We start from the raw sequence: 16,918 nt of genomic DNA, 5'->3' as shown, positions 1-16,918 counted from the left end.
ACGGGCGGGGGGAACTACTCGTCGTCGAGTTCCGCGGCGACCTCGTCGGAGATGTCGACATTGGTGTACACGTTCTGCACATCGTCGCTGTCCTCGAGCGCGTCGACCAGCTTGAACACCTTGCGAGCGCCCTCGGCGTCGACCGCGACCGATACCGAGGCCTGGAAACCGGACTCGGCGGAGTCGTAGTCGATGTTCGCGGCCTGCAGGGCCGAGCGCACCGCGATCAGATCGCCGGGCTCGGAGATGATCTCGAAGACATCACCGTGGTCGTTGACGTCTTCGGCGCCCGCGTCGAGGACCGTCTCGAGGACGTCGTCCTCGGACAGACCGTTCTTCTCGAGGGTCACCACACCCTTGCGAGCGAACAGATACGACACCGAACCCGGATCGGCCATGTTGCCGCCGTTGCGGGTCATCGCCAGCCGGACCTCGCCCGCGGCGCGGTTGCGGTTGTCGGTGAGGCACTCGATCAGCACGGCGACACCGTTGGGCCCGTAGCCCTCGTACATGATCGTCTGCCAGTCGGCACCGCCGGCCTCTTCACCACCGCCGCGCTTGCGGGCGCGCTCGATGTTGTCGTTGGGGACCGATGTCTTCTTCGCCTTCTGGATGGCGTCGAACAGCGTCGGATTGCCCGCAGGGTCACTACCACCAGTGCGGGCCGCCACCTCGATGTTCTTGATCAGCTTGGCGAAGAGTTTGCCGCGCTTGGCGTCGATTCCCGCCTTCTTGTGCTTGGTGGTGGCCCATTTGGAGTGGCCGCTCATGCCCTACTTCCTTCAAGTCGGTTGCGCGTCTGCCCGGGCGGACAAGCTCGATCCAGCCTACTCACCGTCCGCGACGCCCGCCGACGCGGGCTTTATCGCGCCGCGCGAACGAGGTCGACGAACAGTTCGTGCACCCGGAGATCACCGGTCACCTCGGGGTGGAACGAGGTCGCCACCACGTTGCCCTGCCTGGCAGCCACGATGCGGCCCTGCGCGGGCCCGTGCGGCACCCGTGCCAGCACGTCGACACCGTCACCCACCCGCTCCACCCACGGCGCGCGAATGAACACCGCGCGCACGGGCGTGTCGAGGCCGGTGAAGTCCAGGTCGGTCTCGAAGGAATCGACCTGCCGACCGAACGCGTTGCGCCGCACCGTCATATCGATACCGGACAGGTGCTGGGCGTCGGCCCTGGTGTCGAGGACCTCCGAGGCGAGCAGGATCATGCCCGCGCAGGATCCGAACGCGGGCAGCCCGTCGCGCAGCCGCGCCCGCAACGGTTCCAGCAGGTCGAACGCCTGCAGCAGCTTGGAGATCGCGGTCGACTCGCCACCGGGCAGCACCAGCCCGTCGACCGCCGCCAACTCCGACTCCCGCCGCACGAGCACCGGCTCGGCCCCGCAATGCTCCAGCGCGGCAACGTGTTCACGCACGTCACCCTGGAGGGCTAGGACGCCGATGGTCGGCCGGGCGGGGGTCGAGGTCGCGTTCACAGGCGTTGAGCTTACGAGCGTGCCCGATGTGGGCCCGCTCACGCTCACGTGTGGCGCGGCGTGCGGATCAGACCCTCCTGGACCACGGCGGCGACCAGGTTGCCCGCGCGATCCCAGATCTTGCCGCCGGTCAGCGCCCGGCCGAAACCGGCCGAGGGCGAGGACTGGTCGTAGAGCAGCCATTCGTCGGCGCGGAACGGGCGCAGGAACCACATGGCGTGGTCGAGCGAGGCGTTCTGGGTCGGCTCGTCGGGGTGGATCACCTTCGACGAGCCCAGCAGCGTCATATCGCTCATGTAAGCCAGCGTGCAGACGTGGAACATCGGGTCGTCGGGCAGTGGGTGCCGGTACCGGAACCACACCTGCTGCGCGGAGACGGCGCCGTCGCGCGCGACGACCTGTTCCGGCGGGACCGTGCGGATGTCCCAGTGCTCCCATTCGCGCATCGCCCACAGTCGCTCGGGGGTCATGGTCGTGCCCGCGTCGGGCAGGTCGTCGGGGCCGTCGACCGAGGGCATCACGTCCTGGTGTTCGGGTCCTTCGTCACCGTGATGGAACGAGGCCGACATCGTGAAGATCGCCTGCCCGTCCTGCACACCGGTGACCCGCCTGGTGCAGAACGACCGGCCGTCGCGGATGCGCTCCACCAGGTAGACGGTGGGTTCCTCCGGATTGCCCGGTCGCAGGAAATAGCCGTGCAGCGAATGCACCTGGTAGGCGCGCTCGACCGTCCGGACCGCCGAGACCAGCGCCTGCCCGGCCACCTGACCGCCGAAGGTGCGCGGTAGCTGGGACTCCGTGGACGCACCGCGGAAGATATCGCGTTCCAGTCGCTCGATCGCGAGGGCCTCTTCGATTGTCGCCATGCGCTCGAGATTATCGCCTCGCCGACCGGGCGGTATGTCCGGCTCTCCCGCGACGGCCCGGAATTTGCTGAGATGGTCCGGTGCCGACGTTCACCCCCACCTCGCCCACCGCCCTCGCCCGGCTCGTCGCCAACCGGCTCGTCGAACTGCCGGGCCGGCGGGTGCTCGCGGTCGACGGTGCCGATGGCGCCGCACCGGTCGAACTCGGCCGCCGGATCGTGGAGACGCTCACCGGCCGTGGCCGATCCGCGGCGGTGGTGTCGGTGCACGATTACGTGCGCCCCGCGTCGCTCCGCATGGAGTACGGACGCGATGACGAATGGTCTTATCGCACAGCATGGTTCGACTACGAGGCGATGCGCCGCGAGATCGTGCACGCGCTGCGCGCCGAGGGGCGCTGGTTGCCCGCGCTGTGGGACGAGGAGCGGGACCGGTCGGCGCGAGCGGCGATTCGAACCGCGCAGGCCGATCTGGTGCTGGTGCTGGCGGGGCCGATGCTGCTCGGTCGCGGTCTGGATTTCGATCTCGCGATCCGTCTGGAATTGAGCGAACAGGCGGCCCTGCGACGCACACCGGCCCACCAGCACTGGACGCTGCCCGCTGTGCGCGATCACACGGCCGACAATCCCGAGGAAGCGACCTGGACCGTGCGCTGGGATCACCCCGAGCGGGCGGCCCTGCGCAGCTGACATCGCGCGGTCCGATCCGGCGGCACGCCGGAAACCCTTGCGGCTCCGACACACTCCAGCGACGCGAAAGCCCCGTCCGGTATTCCGGACGGGGCTCCAGTGCGCACGATCAGGCGCAGGCGACCGAGGTCTGGCCCAGGTTGGTCAGCATGGTGCAAGCCCACGCCTTCTGGACTTTCCACTTACCCGCGTCGGCCACGAACGGCACGTCCACGACATTGGTCTGACCGTTGACCGTGAAGTTGGCCTTGGCGTTGACGCTGTCACCGAAGGAGGTCACTTCGGTGACCTTGACCTGGACGTTGTTGGTCTGCACTGCCTGTGCCAAGCGGTTGGGCAGCTCCGGATCGGCTTCGATGCCCTGGACGAAGTCCAGCTTCTGGTCGTTGGGGACCGCCGGATCCAGCGCGGTGGTGAGTTGCGTGTTGAGCTGTTCGACCGTCGGGACCGCGGGCGTGTCCGCCGATGCCGAACCCTGAGCCTTGACGCTGGTGGTGGTCTTGGGCGCGGGCTTGTCGCCCTTGTCGTCACTACACGCGCTCAGGCCGAGGGCTGCGACCACAGCCAATCCTGCGATCGCGACTCGTCCGGTCCTACGAAACTTCATCCACTCGTCCTTACGTCGGGTCCACATCTCGCCCTGGGGCGAAGGCGGGGGACCGGCGCCACACAGCGCAGGCCCGATGCCACGGCCAGGACGCTACCCAGTGATGTTGAGGAAACTCTGAGATACACACAACCGGCGCAGCACTATTCGGCGCGCAGTCGCGCCACCGCCTCGACCAGCCGGGCATGGGTCGGCGCGTCCGCTGCCGCGATGAGCCCGTGTGGCGCGGTGTGCAGCGGTTGCCCGGCGAGACCGGTGACCACGCACCCCGCCGCCTGGCACACCGCGATCGCGCTGCTGAAATGCACGCTCTCGCGCAGATCGCCACCGGTGACATAGGCGGCGCGGCGACCGGCCGCCACCCAGACCAGGGCTAATGAGGTCGACAGGACCCGCGGATGGAAATGTCGCGCGAAGCCCTCGGCGTCGAAGAGCCGCGCCGGGGTCGACCACGGGAACGGGTTGTCGAGGTCGACATCGACCAGATGGCTTTCCGCGCGCGGGCGCAACAGCTCGTCGCGGCCGTCGGCGCGCAGGAACGCGCCCTGCCCCGCTGTCCAGAACACCTCGCGGGCGAACGGGTCGGCGGTCGCCGCCACCCGCACGGCATCGCCCTCGCGCAGCGCGACATTGACCGCGACGAACGCGGTGCCGACCGCGAAATTCCTGGTGCCACAGAGTGGATCGACGAACCACGTCCGGTCGGTGCGCGCCGCGCCGGTGACACCCGATTCCTCGGCGACGAACCGGTCACCCGGACAGGCGCTCGCGAGGACGTCGAGGATGGCGTTCTCGGCCGCGATATCGGCCTGCGTGGCGAAGTCGTCGCCCTGTTTGGCATAGCGGGTGAGCGGAGCGTGAAACGCTGACCGAATCACTTCCGAGGCGACTTCTGTCGCGTGGATCGCGATGTCACTGTCTGATCGGTGCACCGTCTCCAGGCTACGGACCGCGTCGCATCCCGGCAGGCGAAACCGACGGTCCGATCGGCGCGGACGAACGCGGAGGTCCGCCTACCGAGCCAGGTACACGGCGAGACCGAGGCCGCCGATGCCGACCGCCACGCGCAACACACCGGGCGGGATCACTTTCACCACCGGCGGACCACACCAGCCACCGGCCAGCGCGCCCGCGCCGAGGGCCAGCGCCGCGCCCCAGTGCACCGGCCCGAAGGCCGCGAAGCCCACGGCGGCGACCAGGTTCGCGATGCCGAGCAGGAAGCTCTTGAGAATCGAGGCGCTCCAGATGGATTCCGAAGTGCACAGCATCATCATCGACAGGTAGATCACGCCCGCGCCCGCGCCGAAATACCCGCCGTACACCGACGTGAGCAGAATGCCGACCGGCACGATCCACGGTGCGCTGAGCTCGCCGAGATGGCGGCGCACCAGCGGTTGCACCAGCAGCGCGATCGACGCGATGGCCACCAGGAACGGCACGACCACCTCGAAAGCGCCATCCGGGGCGACCAGCAGCGCGAGCGCGCCGAGCAGCCCGCCCACGGCCGCCAACACCGCCCAGCGCACCAGCGTGGGCCCGCGACCGACGAGTTCGCGGCCGGAATTCGCGGTCGCCCCGACACCGACGGCGACCATGGCGACCGTGTTGGTGACATTGGCCGCGACGGGGGCCAGACCGGCCGCCAGTAGCGCCGGATAGGAGACGATCGAGGCCATCCCGGTGACGAAACCGATCAGGCCGGTGAAGAATCCCGCGACGACCAGCAAGCAGAAGTCGAGCGCGGTCACGGACCGACTGTACGGTATGCCCAGTTGGCAGCGTTTTCTGGGCCGACCGGTGACCAGGCCCACCTCGCCCACCTGCGCCGGGATCACTCCGACGCGCCGAAGGCCGTGCCAGGATATCGGGGTGCAGATGACGACTTTCGAGCCGGGCGAACCACCTGTTCGACGTAACCGGCTGGACTCCAACACCGTTGCCCGCCTCGACGACGTCACCACCTTCGCCCAGCTGCTCGACGCGTTGGAACTGGTCCGCATGGCACATCCCGACGCCAGGATCCTGTGCACGCTCGACGATCTCGGCCAGTGCGCGTACACGAGCATGCACGCCACGCTCGGTCTCATCGAAGGCGAGCGCGACGACCGCGACGAACCGGACGACCCCGCCGCCACCCACCACGCCGAGAACGCCACGGTCTCGCGGATCGCCGCCCTGCTCGACAACCCGTCCGCGCGCGTTCCCTGGGAAGCATTGCGCGACACCCGCAACGCGTCCGAGGACGAACTCGCCGCGCTCGTCGCCGCCAACCGCTCCCCCGACCGTGTGGTCGACGATGTCGTGCTGATCCAGCGCGTCCCGGTGGACCGTGACGACCTCGCCATCGCCGGTATCCCCAACGGGTACTTCGCCGACGACTGGAGCACCTACGACAACCACACCGTCATCCGCCGGATGATCACCCACGGCTACCGCCACATCGCCGTCGGCGCCTCCCTGCTCGCCTTCGCCCGCCCCACCGCGCCCACACCCGAACAGGCAGCGGCCCTGGTCACCGACCTGACCCATCTCTACGGTTCCCCCAGCGCCATCGCCTGGCACGAACTGGCCGTCCTGCTCCCCACCCAGCGCCAGCTCATCCTCGGCTACGCGGAGAACTTCGCCGACGCCCTCACCGCCGACACCGAGGACGCGGCGGAGCAACCGTAGCGGCAACCCAGCCGTGGCACTCGGGTTCAGGTCAGTGCGCCCACCATGCGCGCCGCGAGCACTCGGGTTCGGTCGAACGGCGCCGCGCTCACGGCGGGAGTGCCGATCACCGAGCGCAGGACGCCGAGGCCGAGCAGCAGGGCGCCGATCAGCTCCGCGCGCAGGTGCGCGTCGGGCCCGTCGAGCCGGTCGGCGAATTCGCGCAGGTAGCCGTCGCAGAGTTGGGCCCGCAGCTGATCGCGCACGTCGTCGTGACCTGCCGATCGGAGCATGGCCAGCAGCGGGTGTTCGCCGCCGTAGCGCGACCAGTCCTGATACACGACGTCGTGGAGCAGCGCGTCGGCGATGCTCACCACCGGGCGGTGCGGATCGGCGGCCACCCCGGTGGGGATCTCCATGCGCATCGCCTCGGCGTAGAGACCCTTCTTGGAACCGAAGTAGCGCGACACCAGGGCGGGATCGACGCCGACCTCGGCGGCGATCTCGCGCAGTCCGGTGCCGTCGAAACCCTGTGCCGCGAAGCGAATTCGCGCGGCATCGAGTAGCGCGGCACGGGTGGCCGCCCGGTCGCGGCGACGGGGTTCGGTCTTCGGTTCCATGAAGTCATGCTAAGTCATCAGATGTTGACTTGGTGTCGCGTTCGTTCCTAACCTCGACATATCGGCCGATGACACAGTCCAGAGTGGTTCGAGGAGAACGGGATTCGATGCGCACATATGTCATCACCGGCGGCACCGACGGCATGGGCAAGGGGCTCGGCCTATATTTTCTGCGACGCGGCGACCGGGTGATCGCGATCGCCAGCGGCGCGGCCAAGGGCGCGGCATTGCTCCGGGAGGCGGATGCGATCGGCGCGAGCGAGCGCGCGGTGTTCCTGCGCGCCGATCTGAGCACCCTGGCGGGAATGTCGGACGCCCTCGCCCGGGTCACCTCTCTGGCCGACACCGTCGACGGCCTCGTCTTCGGCGCCCAACGATTCCGTCCACGGCGCGAGATCACCGAAGACGGCATCGAATTCACCTTCGCGCTGCACTACCTGAGCCGATTCGTCCTCGGCCACGGCCTCACCGACGCCGTGGCACGCGCGAACACCCCGGTCATCATGAACATCTGCGGCCCCGGTGGCTTCCCCGGCCGAATCCACTGGGACGACCTGACCCTGCGCGAGGGCTACACCGGCACGCGCGCGGCCATGCAGGCCTCCCGCGCCAACGACCTGCTCGGCGTCGCCTTCCCCCACCGCTACCCGAACACCCGCACCCGCTACGTGCTCTACAACCCGATGATGGTGCGTACCGCGATGGCCGAGCCACTGCCCACACCCCACCGAATCCTGGCCAAGGCCGCCGGATACATCGTCGGCCGATCGGTCGACCAGGCCGTCCCGCCCATCGCCCGCCACCTCGACGAGCCACCCACCGACCCGCTGACCGCCTTCCGGCGCCGCACCCGACTCCCCTTGACCCGCAAGGACTTCGACCCGGACAACGCGATCCGCCTCGACACCCTCACCACCGAACTGGTCCAGCACTGACCCGACACCCGAGAACACCTCGGCGGGCGTCGCGATCACGACGCCCGCCGAGGCGAATGCTTCAACGCCCGAACAACTCCGGGCCCACGATCACCAGCCGCGCTCGGCCAGGCGGTGGGGCTGCGGGATCTCTTCGACGTTGATGCCGACCATGGCCTCACCCAGACCGCGCGAGACCTTGGCCAGCACGTCCGGGTCGTCGTAGAAGGTGGTGGCCTTGACGATGGCGGCGGCGCGCTGTTCGGGGTTGCCGGACTTGAAGATGCCCGAGCCGACAAACACGCCCTCGGCGCCGAGCTGCATCATCATCGCGGCGTCGGCGGGGGTGGCGATGCCACCGGCGGTGAACATGACAACCGGGAGCTTGCCGGTCTGCGCGACCTCGCGGACCAGCTCGTACGGGGCCTGCAGCTCCTTCGCGGCCACGAACAGCTCGTCCTCCGACAGCGAGGTCAGCCGACGGATCTCGCCGCGGATGGTGCGCATGTGGGTGGTCGCGTTGGACACGTCACCGGTGCCCGCCTCGCCCTTGGAGCGGATCATCGCCGCGCCCTCGGTGATGCGGCGCAGGGCCTCGCCCAGGTTGGTGGCACCACAGACGAACGGGACGGTGTAGTTCCACTTGTCGATGTGGTTGGCGTAGTCGGCGGGGGTGAGGACCTCGGACTCGTCGATGTAATCCACGCCGAGGCTCTGCAGGATCTGCGCCTCGACGAAGTGGCCGATGCGGGCCTTGGCCATCACCGGAATGGACACCGCGGCGATGATGCCGTCGATCATGTCCGGGTCGCTCATCCGGGACACGCCGCCCTGGGCGCGGATGTCGGCGGGCACCCGCTCCAGCGCCATCACGGCCACGGCGCCGGCGTCTTCGGCGATCTTGGCCTGTTCGGCGTTGACCACATCCATGATCACGCCACCCTTGAGCATCTCGGCCATGCCGCGCTTGACGCGGGCGGTGCCGACGGTGTTGGTGGTCTCAGGCGTAGTCACGAAGGTCTCCTGTGTCATGGGCGCCAATCAAGTCGCTCGGATTCGGTTCACTGTTGATTCTAGAGCTGCCCGAAATCGGCCTTCATAGCCAGTTGAGCACCACTGGCCTTGTCACGACCAGCGGCGATGCGCGCACAGCGGACCGCTGGCCTGCTCCGATGGCCTGCCGTTCCCCGCGTCGCAGTACCGATCGCGTCCAGTACCGGGCCGGATGGCTACCCGTCCGGATGCCTCAGCGGATCGAGCGAACGACGTGCTCGGTGTCGTCCGCGACGGCGGAAACGGCTTCGGCGAGCAGTTCGTCGAGGTGGTACGGGTAGACCGCTTCGCCCGCGGCGTCGAGCGCGCGGATGTCGTCGGCGAAGCACCAGCGGTGGTCGGTGATCGTGCGGCGTTCGGAGGCGGTGAGGTCGGCCGGGCGCCACTGGAAGCCCGGCGAGCGCAAGGTGAAGAACAGTTCCTCGGAGCGGATCAGCTCGCCGTTGAACGGGAACACCGCGACCCGACGCCACAGCGGACCACGCAGCGCGGCGGGATCCACCCGCTGTCCGGTTTCCTCGCGGATCTCGCGGACCGCGGCGTCGCGCAGGGTCTCCCCCGGTTCGACACCGCCGCCGACGGTGAACCAGAAGGCGACCTCGGGGATCATCGGGTCGTGGCCGCGCAGCAGCAGCACGCGGTCCTGCTCGTCGAGCAGCACCACCCGTGCGGAGGTGCGGGTGACGTGCACGACGAGACCGGTGGCGGCGGCGGGCGTCGCGCGTTCGGTGATCTCGAAGTAGTGCGGCAGCGGAGCGGTGCCGCCGAGGTGCAGCACGCGCACGGGTTTGCGGGTGCGCAGGGCCAGAGTGTCGCGCACGGCGTCGTTGTGGAAGCGGCGCGCGATCAGCACGCGCGCCTCGGCGTCGGCGAGTTCGGCCACCAGCTGCGGGCGCAGGTGCTCGATGTCGACGAGCGACAGCGCGGCCGAGAGCTGGTTCTCGATCGTTTCCCGGTCACCGCGATCGGCGCGTTCGGCCCGATCGGCCAGCGTCGCGAGCTGGGTGGCCCGTTCGGCCCGACGGGGATCGGCACTCACCGGACCGGCTTCCGACATCGCCACCGCGCGAGCCACCACGGCCCGGCGGGCGAGGGCGGCGTCGAGTGCCTGCCAGGACTGATCGGAGCGCACGTGCAGCCGGTCGAGCCGGTTCGCCGTGGAATAGGCCCAGACACCGAGGGCGAGCACGAGCACGGCGATCAGTCCGAGAACGAGGACGGTGGTCGCGGAGAAGGTGATCATCCGGCGGCCCGGACCCGGTTGTCGCCGACGGTGACGGTCTCGTACACCCGCAGGATCTGTTCGGCCACGACCGGCCAGTCGTACTCCGCGACCACCTGGGTCGCGGTGTCGACGAGACGTTCGCGCGCCGCGTCGTCGGTGAGCAGCGTGTCGATGGCGGTGGCCAGCGCGGTGGAGTCACCGATCGGGGTGAGCAGGCCCGCGGTGCCGTCGCGCAACACCCGACGGAAGGCGTCGAGTTCGCTCGCGACCACCGGGGTGCCCGCCGCCATCGCCTCGATCAGGATGATGCCGAAACTCTCGCCACCGAGATTGGGCGCCACGTACACGTCGGCGCTGCGCAGCGCGGCGGCCTTCTCCTCGTCGGAGACCTGGCCGAGAAACCGCAGATGCCCCGCGTGCTCCCCGGCTTCGCGGCGCAACCGGTCCTCGTCGCCGCGCCCGACGATGAGGATCTGCACGTCGGGGTGATGGTCGATGAGCGCGGGCAGCGCGCCGAGCAGCACGTCCATGCCCTTGCGCGGTTCGTCGTAGCGCCCGAGGAACAGCACCGTGCGGCCCGCGCGCGGGTATCCGGCCAGTAGCTCACCGCGCGCGAACGCCGACACGTCCACCCCGTTGGGGATCTCCACCGCGTCCGATCCCAGCGCCTCGACCTGCCAGCGCCTGGCCAGCTCGGACACGGCGATCCGCCCACTGATCTTCTCGTGATACGGGCGGAGCACACCTTGAAAAGTACTGAGTACCAACGACTTCGTGGTCGAGGTGTGGAAGGTCGCCACGATCGGCCCCTCGGCGATCTTGAGCGCCAGCATCGACAGGCTCGGGGCGTTGGGTTCGTGGATGTGCAGCACGTCGAAGTCGTTGCTGTCGATCCAGCGCCGAATCCTGGTGTAGGCCATGGGTCCGAACGACAACCGCGCCACCGACCCGTTGTAGGGAATCGCGACCGCGCGACCCGCCGAGACGACGAAGTCGGGCAGCGGGGTGTCGTCGGAGGCCGGGGCGAGCACGCTCACCTTGTGCCCGCGTTCGATGAACACCCGGGCCAACTCGACCACGTGGGCCTGCACACCGCCGGGGACATCGAACGAATACGGGCAGATCATGCCGATCCTCACGGCTGCCCTCCCGCCTGCTGCGCGGTGATCCGCGACAGCCGTTCGGGCGACAGATCGCCTTCCCAGAGCGGTTGCAGCATGTGCCAATCGGCCGGATGCTCGGCGATATTGGCGGCGAACCGGTCGGCGAGCGCCTGCGTCGCGGCGGCCACCCCACCGGAAACATCCAGGGCCGGTTCGGCTTTCAAACCCCAGCCCTCGGTGCCGTCGTCGTCGACGGTGAACCAGCCGTGCACGGGAACCAGCGCGGCGCCGGTCTCGATGGCCAGTTTCGCGGCGCCGCCGGGCATCCAGGTGCGCTCGCCGAAGAAGTCGACGGGCACCCCCTTGCCGGTGAGGTCGCGTTCGCCCATCAGGCACACGATCCGGTTCTGGCGCAGCCGCTCGGCCAGCGCGGCGAACGGCGGCTGTTCGCCGCCGGTCAGCGGGAACACCTCGAAACCGAGGCTTTCGCGGTATTCGACGAACCGCTCGAACAGCGATTCGGGCTTCAGCCGTTCGGCCACCGTGGTGAAGGTTTGGTAGTGCTGCACCAACCACACGCCGGCCATGTCCCAGTTGCCCGAGTGCGGGAGCACCAGAATCAGCCCGCGACCCGCTGCCAGCCCGGCGTCGACGTTCTCGAGACCGCCGACGTAATAGTCGATCGTCGAGTGGTCCATCGACGGCAGCCGGAAAGCCTCACGCCAGTAGCGGGCGTAGGAGCGCATGCTGGCCCGCATCAGGTCGTCGGGCACCTCGTCGGCGGGCACCCCGAGTACACGCGAAAGATTGCGGCGCAGCTGTTGCGGCCCGCCGTTCTTCACCGCGCGGTCGGCGCCGAGATCGAAGACCTTGCGCGCCACCCCTTCCGGCGCCGAACGCACGAGACCCCAACCGGCCGCGTATCCCCAGTCGCTGAACCGATCCGTGAGGCTCACGAGGCGGATCCCGCGTCCGGCTGCGGCGTCGGCGCGATGACCACCCGCGCGCCCGGCGAATTGCGCACCGCCAGCACCCGCTGGAACACCGTCACGACGCTCAGCACCGCCAGCACCCACATCGCCACGTACACCGCCCAGGTGAGCCAGTCGAGCCCCCAGTGCCCGCCGATGCCGGTGAGCCCGGCGCCGACCAGCACGATGACCAGGCGGTCCGGGCGTTCGATGAGCCCACCGTCGGCGGACAGGCCACTCGCCTCGGCGCGCGCCTTGGCGTAGGAGATCACCTGTGAGGTGACCAGCACGATCAGCGTCAGCGCCAGCAGTTGCCTGCTGTGCTCGTGATAGACCGCCCACCAGGCCAGTCCGGCGAAGATCGCGCCGTCGGCCACCCGGTCACAGGTAGCGTCGAGGACAGCGCCGTACTTCGTGCCGCCGCCGCGGGCGCGCGCCATCGCACCGTCGAGCATGTCGAACATGACGAACAGCCAGATCACCATCGTTCCCCAGAACAGGTGTCCGGAGGGGAACAACGTCACCGCGGCGGCGATCGTCGCCGCGGTGCCGATCAGGGTCATCGAGTCCGGGGTGAGCCCCGTCTTGACGAGCGCTTTGCCCAGCGGCGCAGTCGCTTTCGCGAACGTCTCGCGGCCGAAGAAGCTGAGCACGGTCTCTATTCCTCCTGCGACCTGCGGGAGACCCGCACCCGATGATCACACATCTACGCCTCCTGTAACCCGCGGGACACCCGCACCCGATCGGCTGCGATGTGCACGGCTTCGCGATGATCACACATCTACGCCTCCCATGCCTGCGCGAGCAGTTGCCGCGTTTCGCGCAACAACTGCGGCATCACCTTCACCCCGCCGACCACGGTGATGAAGTTCGCGTCCCCGCCCCAGCGCGGCACGATGTGCTGGTGCAGGTGGTCGGCGAGCGAACCACCGGCCACCCCACCGAGGTTGAGTCCCACGTTGAATCCGGCGGGCCGCGAGACCTGCTTCATCACGCGAATGGCCCGCTGCGTGAAGGCCATCAGTTCCGCGCTCTCGGCGGTCGTGAGGTCCTCCAGGTCGGCAACCCGGCGATACGGCACCACCATCATGTGCCCCGGGTTGTACGGGTACAGGTTGAGCACGGCGTACACGTTCTCGCCGCGGGCGATGATCAGGCCGTCCTCGTCCGACATCTTGGGGATATCGGTGAACGGATGCCCGGTGGCGTCCTTGGGCTTCACCTCACCGGTGATGTAGGACATCCGGTACGGCGTCCACAACCGTTGCAGCCGGTCGGGCTGGCCCGCCCCGGCGTCGACGATCGAGCCGGCGTCGGGGGCGAGGTTCTCGCTCATGAGCCGGCCGCCGCGGAGATGATCTCGAAGCCCTCGGCGGTGGGTGAGGCGTTCTCGCGGTGGGCGATCCAGGTGGTGATGGTGGCGACCGCGTCGGCGACGGGCACACCGTTGATCTGGGTGCCGTCGCGGAACCGGAAGCTCACCGCGTTCGCTTCCACATCACGCGCGCCCGCCAGCAGCATGAACGGCACCTTCTGCGCGGTCTGGTTGAAGATCTTCTTCTGCATCCGGTCGTCGCTGCGGTCCACTTGGGCCCGCACGCCCGCGTCGCGCAACCGCTCGATCACCGAGTCCAGGTGCGGGACGAAGTTCTCCGCCACCGGGATGCCGACGACCTGCACCGGTGAGAGCCAGGCGGGGAACGCACCGGCGTAGTGCTCGGTGAGCACGCCGAAGAACCGTTCGATCGAGCCGAACAGGGCGCGGTGGATCATCACCGGGCGCTGCTTGGTGCCGTCGGAGGCGGTGTACTCGAGGTCGAATCGATCGGGCAGGTTGAAGTCGAGCTGCACGGTCGACATCTGCCAGGTGCGGCCCAGCGCGTCCTTGACCTGCACGGAGATCTTCGGACCGTAGAACGCGGCGCCGCCGGGGTCGGGTACCAGGTCGAGGCCGGATGCCTCGGCGACCTTCTCGAGGGTTTCGGTGGCCTCGGCCCAGAGTTCGTCCGAGCCCACGTACTTCTTCGGGTCCTTGGTGGACAGCTCGAGGTAGAAGTCGTCGAGGCCGTAGTCCTTCAGCAGGCCGAGGACGAACTGCAGGGTGCTGGTGAGCTCGGCGTGCATCTGCTCTTTGGTGCAGTAGATGTGCGCGTCGTCCTGGGTCATGCCACGCACGCGGGTCAGGCCGTGGATCACGCCGGACTTCTCGTAGCGGTACACCGAACCGAACTCGAACATCCGCAGCGGCAGCTCACGGTAGGAGCGGCCGCGCGCGCCGAAGATCAGGTTGTGCATCGGGCAGTTCATCGGCTTGACGTAGTAGTCCTGGCCGGGCTTGCGGACGGTGCCGTCCTCGTTGAGCTCGGCGTCCAGGTGCATGGCCGGGAACATGCCGTCCTTGTACCACTCGAGGTGGCCCGAGATCTCGTACAGGTGCCCCTTGGTGAGGTGGGGGGTGTTGACGAACTCGTAGCCCGCGTCGACGTGGCGCTGACGCGAGTACTCCTCCATCTCCTTGCGGATGATGCCGCCCTTGGGGTGGAACACCGGCAGACCCGAACCGAGCGCGTCGGGGAAGGAGAACAGGTCCAGCTCGAGGCCCAGCTTGCGGTGATCGCGGCGCTCGGCCTCGGCCAGCAGCTCCAGGTAGGTGTCCATCGCCTCGGCGGATTCCCACGCGGTGCCGTACACGCGCTGCAGGTCCTCGCGGTCTTGGTCGCCACGCCAATAGGCGGCCGAGGAGCGGGTGAGCTTGAAGGCGGGGATGAACTTGGTGGTGGGGATGTGCGGGCCGCGGCACAGGTCGGCCCACAGCTTCTCGCCGGTGCGCGGGTCGAGGTTGTCGTAGATGGTCAGCTCGTTGCCGCCGACCTCCATGATCTCGGGATCGTCGATACCGGACTTGTCGCTGATCAGCTCGAGCTTGAACGGCTCCTTCGCCAGCTCGACCCGGGCTTCGTCGATCTCGACGACGCGACGCGAAAAGCGTTGCGCGCCTTTGATGATCTTCTTCATCCGCGATTCCAGCTTGGCCAGATCCTCGGGAGTGAAGGGCTTGTCGACCTGGAAGTCGTAGTAGAAGCCGTCCTTGATCGGCGGGCCGATGCCGAGTTTCGCGTCGGGGAACTCCTGCTGCACCGCCTGGGCCAGCACGTGCGCCGCCGAGTGCCGGATCACGCTGCGCCCGTCCTCGCTGTTCGCGGCGACCGGCTCGACGTCGGCGTCTTCGTCCGGAATCCAGGACAGATCCTTGAGCGCGCCGTCGACATCGCGCACGACCACGACAGTGTCGGGGCCCTTGGTGGGCAAACCCGCTTCCCGGATCGCCGCACCCGCCGTAGTCCCGGCCTGCACTCGAACGAGGGCGACCGGACTGATGGGTGCAGAGGTGCTCACGGGGATGCTCTCCTTGACTTCGGTGCCGGGCCGATCCGGCAGTTCTCGCGGGGTCCTTCCCGCGCCCGCCCATGCTATCGGGAGCGCGAAGGCGTCGTGTCGATGGACCTAGGACCACGCGCGGATCAACGACCGCGACGAGGCGCCGGGACGCGCGGCCGTCGCGGGCGGATCCGAACAGCGGGTCAGATCCGGGTGCGCGCCGCGGCAGCCAATCGATCCGCCCGATCGGCGGGCGAGCGTTTCGGGCAACTCGTGCACATCTGGCCACCGGGCGTTTCGTAGACCAGGCAGCAGGAGGCGCGGCGGACGAAGGTGCGGCCCGCGACGGTGACGAACCGCGGTGTGGGCAGCCGTGCGCCCACGTCGGCGGCCAGCCGGATCGCCGCGTCCGGGGAGCCCGCGTCCAGCGCCCGGTTGCCGATCGCGTCGGCGACGACCGCCCACAGCGCCGGGATCCCGGCGCCCGACACGGCCGCGACCTGGGAGATCACGGCGGTCAGGGTGTCGCGCAGGGCGGTGGCGACCTCGTCGGCCGCGGCCGCGCCGGTCTCGCCCCCCACGTCCGAGCGCACCGAACGCCCGTTGCGGTCGACCGGCACCCGGCGGAATCGCGCGTGTTCCACGCCGCCGTCGGGGCGGACCACGCAGTCGAATTCGCCGAGCGCGGCGACCGGAGCGGGCGTACCCGCCGCGTAGGCGACGGCGATCTGGTCGACCAGCGTCGAGGCGACCATGCACCACCACAGCGTCCCCGCGACCCGGGGAACATCGGTGCCCCAGGTGTGACTCATCGCGTCGATTCGCGCCGCGATCCAGACGGGATCGAGCAATGCGCCGCCGGGAACCGTGCTCACGACATCAGGGGACTGTGCAACCATGGCCAATCGACTCCGATCCACCCTGCGACCATTGACAAAGTACCGAGCAGCCACAGCGTCGCGACGACGAGGGCGAAGGTGCCCACCGCGCCGAGCACCTTGATGAACCAGCCGCGCGAGGTGTACCAGTCCATGACGATCCGGTACTTGCCGCGCACCCAGGTCAGGGTGTGGTGGGCCCAGACGAACTCGGTGGCCAGAATGCCGAATCCCGCGAACACCAGCGCCCAGCCGGGTCCGGGGTACGGGATCGTGACGATCCCGACGAGCAGGACCAGCCCACCGACCACGCCGACGACGATGCGGTAGCCGAGGTCGAGAGTAGGGCGCTGGGCGATGTGCGCGCGGAAGGCGCGCCCGCGTTCCTTCCACCGCCCCGGCTCGGCAGCGGACTTCTCGTCCGCGGAGTCGGGGCCGTCGGTGACACGCTCGGCGGCGGTCGGATCGCTGGTCATGATTTC

Annotated in this window: 19 protein-coding genes; 3 read left to right on the top strand and 16 right to left on the bottom strand. The window is 68.8% G+C overall.

Features of this window, described 5'->3' with window-relative positions; genetic code table 11:
• Window positions 1–14: 14 nt before the first annotated feature.
• From NA12_RS17930 to NA12_RS17920, 3 genes are all read right to left on the bottom strand, one after another.
• Entirely contained in the window at window positions 15–770 is a 756-nt protein-coding gene (locus NA12_RS17930; protein ID WP_067452155.1) for a YebC/PmpR family DNA-binding transcriptional regulator, read from the bottom strand.
• A gap of 92 nt (window positions 771–862) precedes the next feature.
• Window positions 863–1,483 (bottom strand): pyridoxal 5'-phosphate synthase glutaminase subunit PdxT, encoded by a 621-nt coding sequence (pdxT, locus tag NA12_RS17925; RefSeq protein ID WP_067452152.1) that lies wholly within the window; start codon window positions 1,481–1,483, stop codon window positions 863–865.
• A 44-nt stretch (window positions 1,484–1,527) separates the two neighbouring features.
• Window positions 1,528–2,349 carry an acyl-CoA thioesterase gene (locus tag NA12_RS17920; protein ID WP_067452148.1) on the bottom strand — a complete coding sequence of 274 codons (822 nt, stop codon included), beginning with the start codon at window positions 2,347–2,349 and terminating at the stop codon, window positions 1,528–1,530.
• Window positions 2,350–2,429: 80 nt separating this feature from the next.
• Between NA12_RS17920 and NA12_RS17915 the strand changes: the two genes are divergently transcribed.
• Entirely contained in the window at window positions 2,430–3,038 is a 609-nt protein-coding gene (locus NA12_RS17915) for a nucleoside/nucleotide kinase family protein (protein ID WP_067452145.1), read from the top strand.
• Between the two features lie 109 nt (window positions 3,039–3,147).
• Here NA12_RS17915 and NA12_RS17910 read toward each other — a convergent pair whose 3' ends face one another.
• The 3 genes from NA12_RS17910 to NA12_RS17900 form a co-directional block, all read right to left on the bottom strand.
• Window positions 3,148–3,645 (bottom strand): WKL family lipoprotein, encoded by a 498-nt coding sequence (locus NA12_RS17910; RefSeq protein ID WP_067452473.1) that lies wholly within the window; start codon window positions 3,643–3,645, stop codon window positions 3,148–3,150.
• 143 nt (window positions 3,646–3,788) lie between these two features.
• A complete protein-coding gene (locus tag NA12_RS17905; protein WP_067452142.1) occupies window positions 3,789–4,577 on the bottom strand; it encodes an inositol monophosphatase family protein in 789 nt (262 codons plus the stop codon).
• An 81-nt stretch (window positions 4,578–4,658) separates the two neighbouring features.
• Entirely contained in the window at window positions 4,659–5,393 is a 735-nt protein-coding gene (locus NA12_RS17900) for a sulfite exporter TauE/SafE family protein (protein ID WP_067452469.1), read from the bottom strand.
• Window positions 5,394–5,520: 127 nt separating this feature from the next.
• Between NA12_RS17900 and NA12_RS17895 the strand changes: the two genes are divergently transcribed.
• Window positions 5,521–6,315, top strand: a complete 795-nt coding sequence (locus NA12_RS17895) for a hypothetical protein (RefSeq protein ID WP_067452139.1) — start codon at window positions 5,521–5,523, stop codon at window positions 6,313–6,315.
• A 26-nt stretch (window positions 6,316–6,341) separates the two neighbouring features.
• On the opposite strand, the gene NA12_RS17890 is transcribed toward NA12_RS17895, so the two are convergent.
• Entirely contained in the window at window positions 6,342–6,914 is a 573-nt protein-coding gene (locus NA12_RS17890) for a TetR/AcrR family transcriptional regulator (RefSeq protein ID WP_067452137.1), read from the bottom strand.
• A 107-nt stretch (window positions 6,915–7,021) separates the two neighbouring features.
• Between NA12_RS17890 and NA12_RS17885 the strand changes: the two genes are divergently transcribed.
• The gene (locus NA12_RS17885; RefSeq protein ID WP_067452133.1) at window positions 7,022–7,849 is read left to right on the top strand and encodes an SDR family NAD(P)-dependent oxidoreductase; all 828 of its coding nucleotides are present in this window, start codon (window positions 7,022–7,024) and stop codon (window positions 7,847–7,849) included.
• Window positions 7,850–7,939: 90 nt separating this feature from the next.
• Here NA12_RS17885 and pdxS read toward each other — a convergent pair whose 3' ends face one another.
• The 9 genes from pdxS to NA12_RS17840 form a co-directional block, all read right to left on the bottom strand.
• Window positions 7,940–8,860 carry a pyridoxal 5'-phosphate synthase lyase subunit PdxS gene (gene pdxS, locus NA12_RS17880; protein WP_056810852.1) on the bottom strand — a complete coding sequence of 307 codons (921 nt, stop codon included), beginning with the start codon at window positions 8,858–8,860 and terminating at the stop codon, window positions 7,940–7,942.
• A 214-nt stretch (window positions 8,861–9,074) separates the two neighbouring features.
• Window positions 9,075–10,121 carry an NUDIX hydrolase gene (locus NA12_RS17875; protein ID WP_067452464.1) on the bottom strand — a complete coding sequence of 349 codons (1,047 nt, stop codon included), beginning with the start codon at window positions 10,119–10,121 and terminating at the stop codon, window positions 9,075–9,077.
• A complete protein-coding gene (locus tag NA12_RS17870) occupies window positions 10,121–11,245 on the bottom strand; it encodes a glycosyltransferase family 4 protein (RefSeq protein ID WP_067452132.1) in 1,125 nt (374 codons plus the stop codon). Before NA12_RS17870 ends, NA12_RS17875 begins: the two co-directional genes overlap by 1 nt.
• Window positions 11,242–12,165, bottom strand: coding sequence for a phosphatidylinositol mannoside acyltransferase (locus NA12_RS17865; protein WP_067452130.1), 924 nt, complete (start codon window positions 12,163–12,165; stop codon window positions 11,242–11,244). The genes NA12_RS17870 and NA12_RS17865 overlap by 4 nt, the downstream gene beginning before the upstream one ends.
• The gene (gene pgsA, locus NA12_RS17860) at window positions 12,162–12,833 is read right to left on the bottom strand and encodes a phosphatidylinositol phosphate synthase (RefSeq protein WP_067452128.1); all 672 of its coding nucleotides are present in this window, start codon (window positions 12,831–12,833) and stop codon (window positions 12,162–12,164) included. The genes NA12_RS17865 and pgsA overlap by 4 nt, the downstream gene beginning before the upstream one ends.
• Before the next feature lie 128 nt (window positions 12,834–12,961).
• Window positions 12,962–13,516, bottom strand: coding sequence for an ATP adenylyltransferase (locus tag NA12_RS17855; protein WP_067452125.1), 555 nt, complete (start codon window positions 13,514–13,516; stop codon window positions 12,962–12,964).
• On the bottom strand, window positions 13,513–15,576 hold the full coding sequence (gene thrS / locus NA12_RS17850) for a threonine--tRNA ligase (RefSeq protein WP_067452123.1): 2,064 nt from the start codon (window positions 15,574–15,576) through the stop codon (window positions 13,513–13,515). Before thrS ends, NA12_RS17855 begins: the two co-directional genes overlap by 4 nt.
• 185 nt (window positions 15,577–15,761) lie before the next feature.
• On the bottom strand, window positions 15,762–16,433 hold the full coding sequence (locus NA12_RS17845) for a (2Fe-2S)-binding protein (RefSeq protein WP_067452121.1): 672 nt from the start codon (window positions 16,431–16,433) through the stop codon (window positions 15,762–15,764).
• Window positions 16,430–16,912, bottom strand: a complete 483-nt coding sequence (locus tag NA12_RS17840; RefSeq protein WP_067452459.1) for a TIGR02611 family protein — start codon at window positions 16,910–16,912, stop codon at window positions 16,430–16,432. The genes NA12_RS17845 and NA12_RS17840 overlap by 4 nt, the downstream gene beginning before the upstream one ends.
• Between the last annotated feature and the right edge of the window lie 6 nt (window positions 16,913–16,918).

The organism is Nocardia alba NBRC 108234 (assembly GCF_001612665.1).
Lineage (GTDB): Bacteria > Actinomycetota > Actinomycetes > Mycobacteriales > Mycobacteriaceae > Nocardia > Nocardia alba.
Note: the sequence above shows the minus strand (reverse complement) of the source record. Positions and strands in the feature narration are given on the sequence as shown.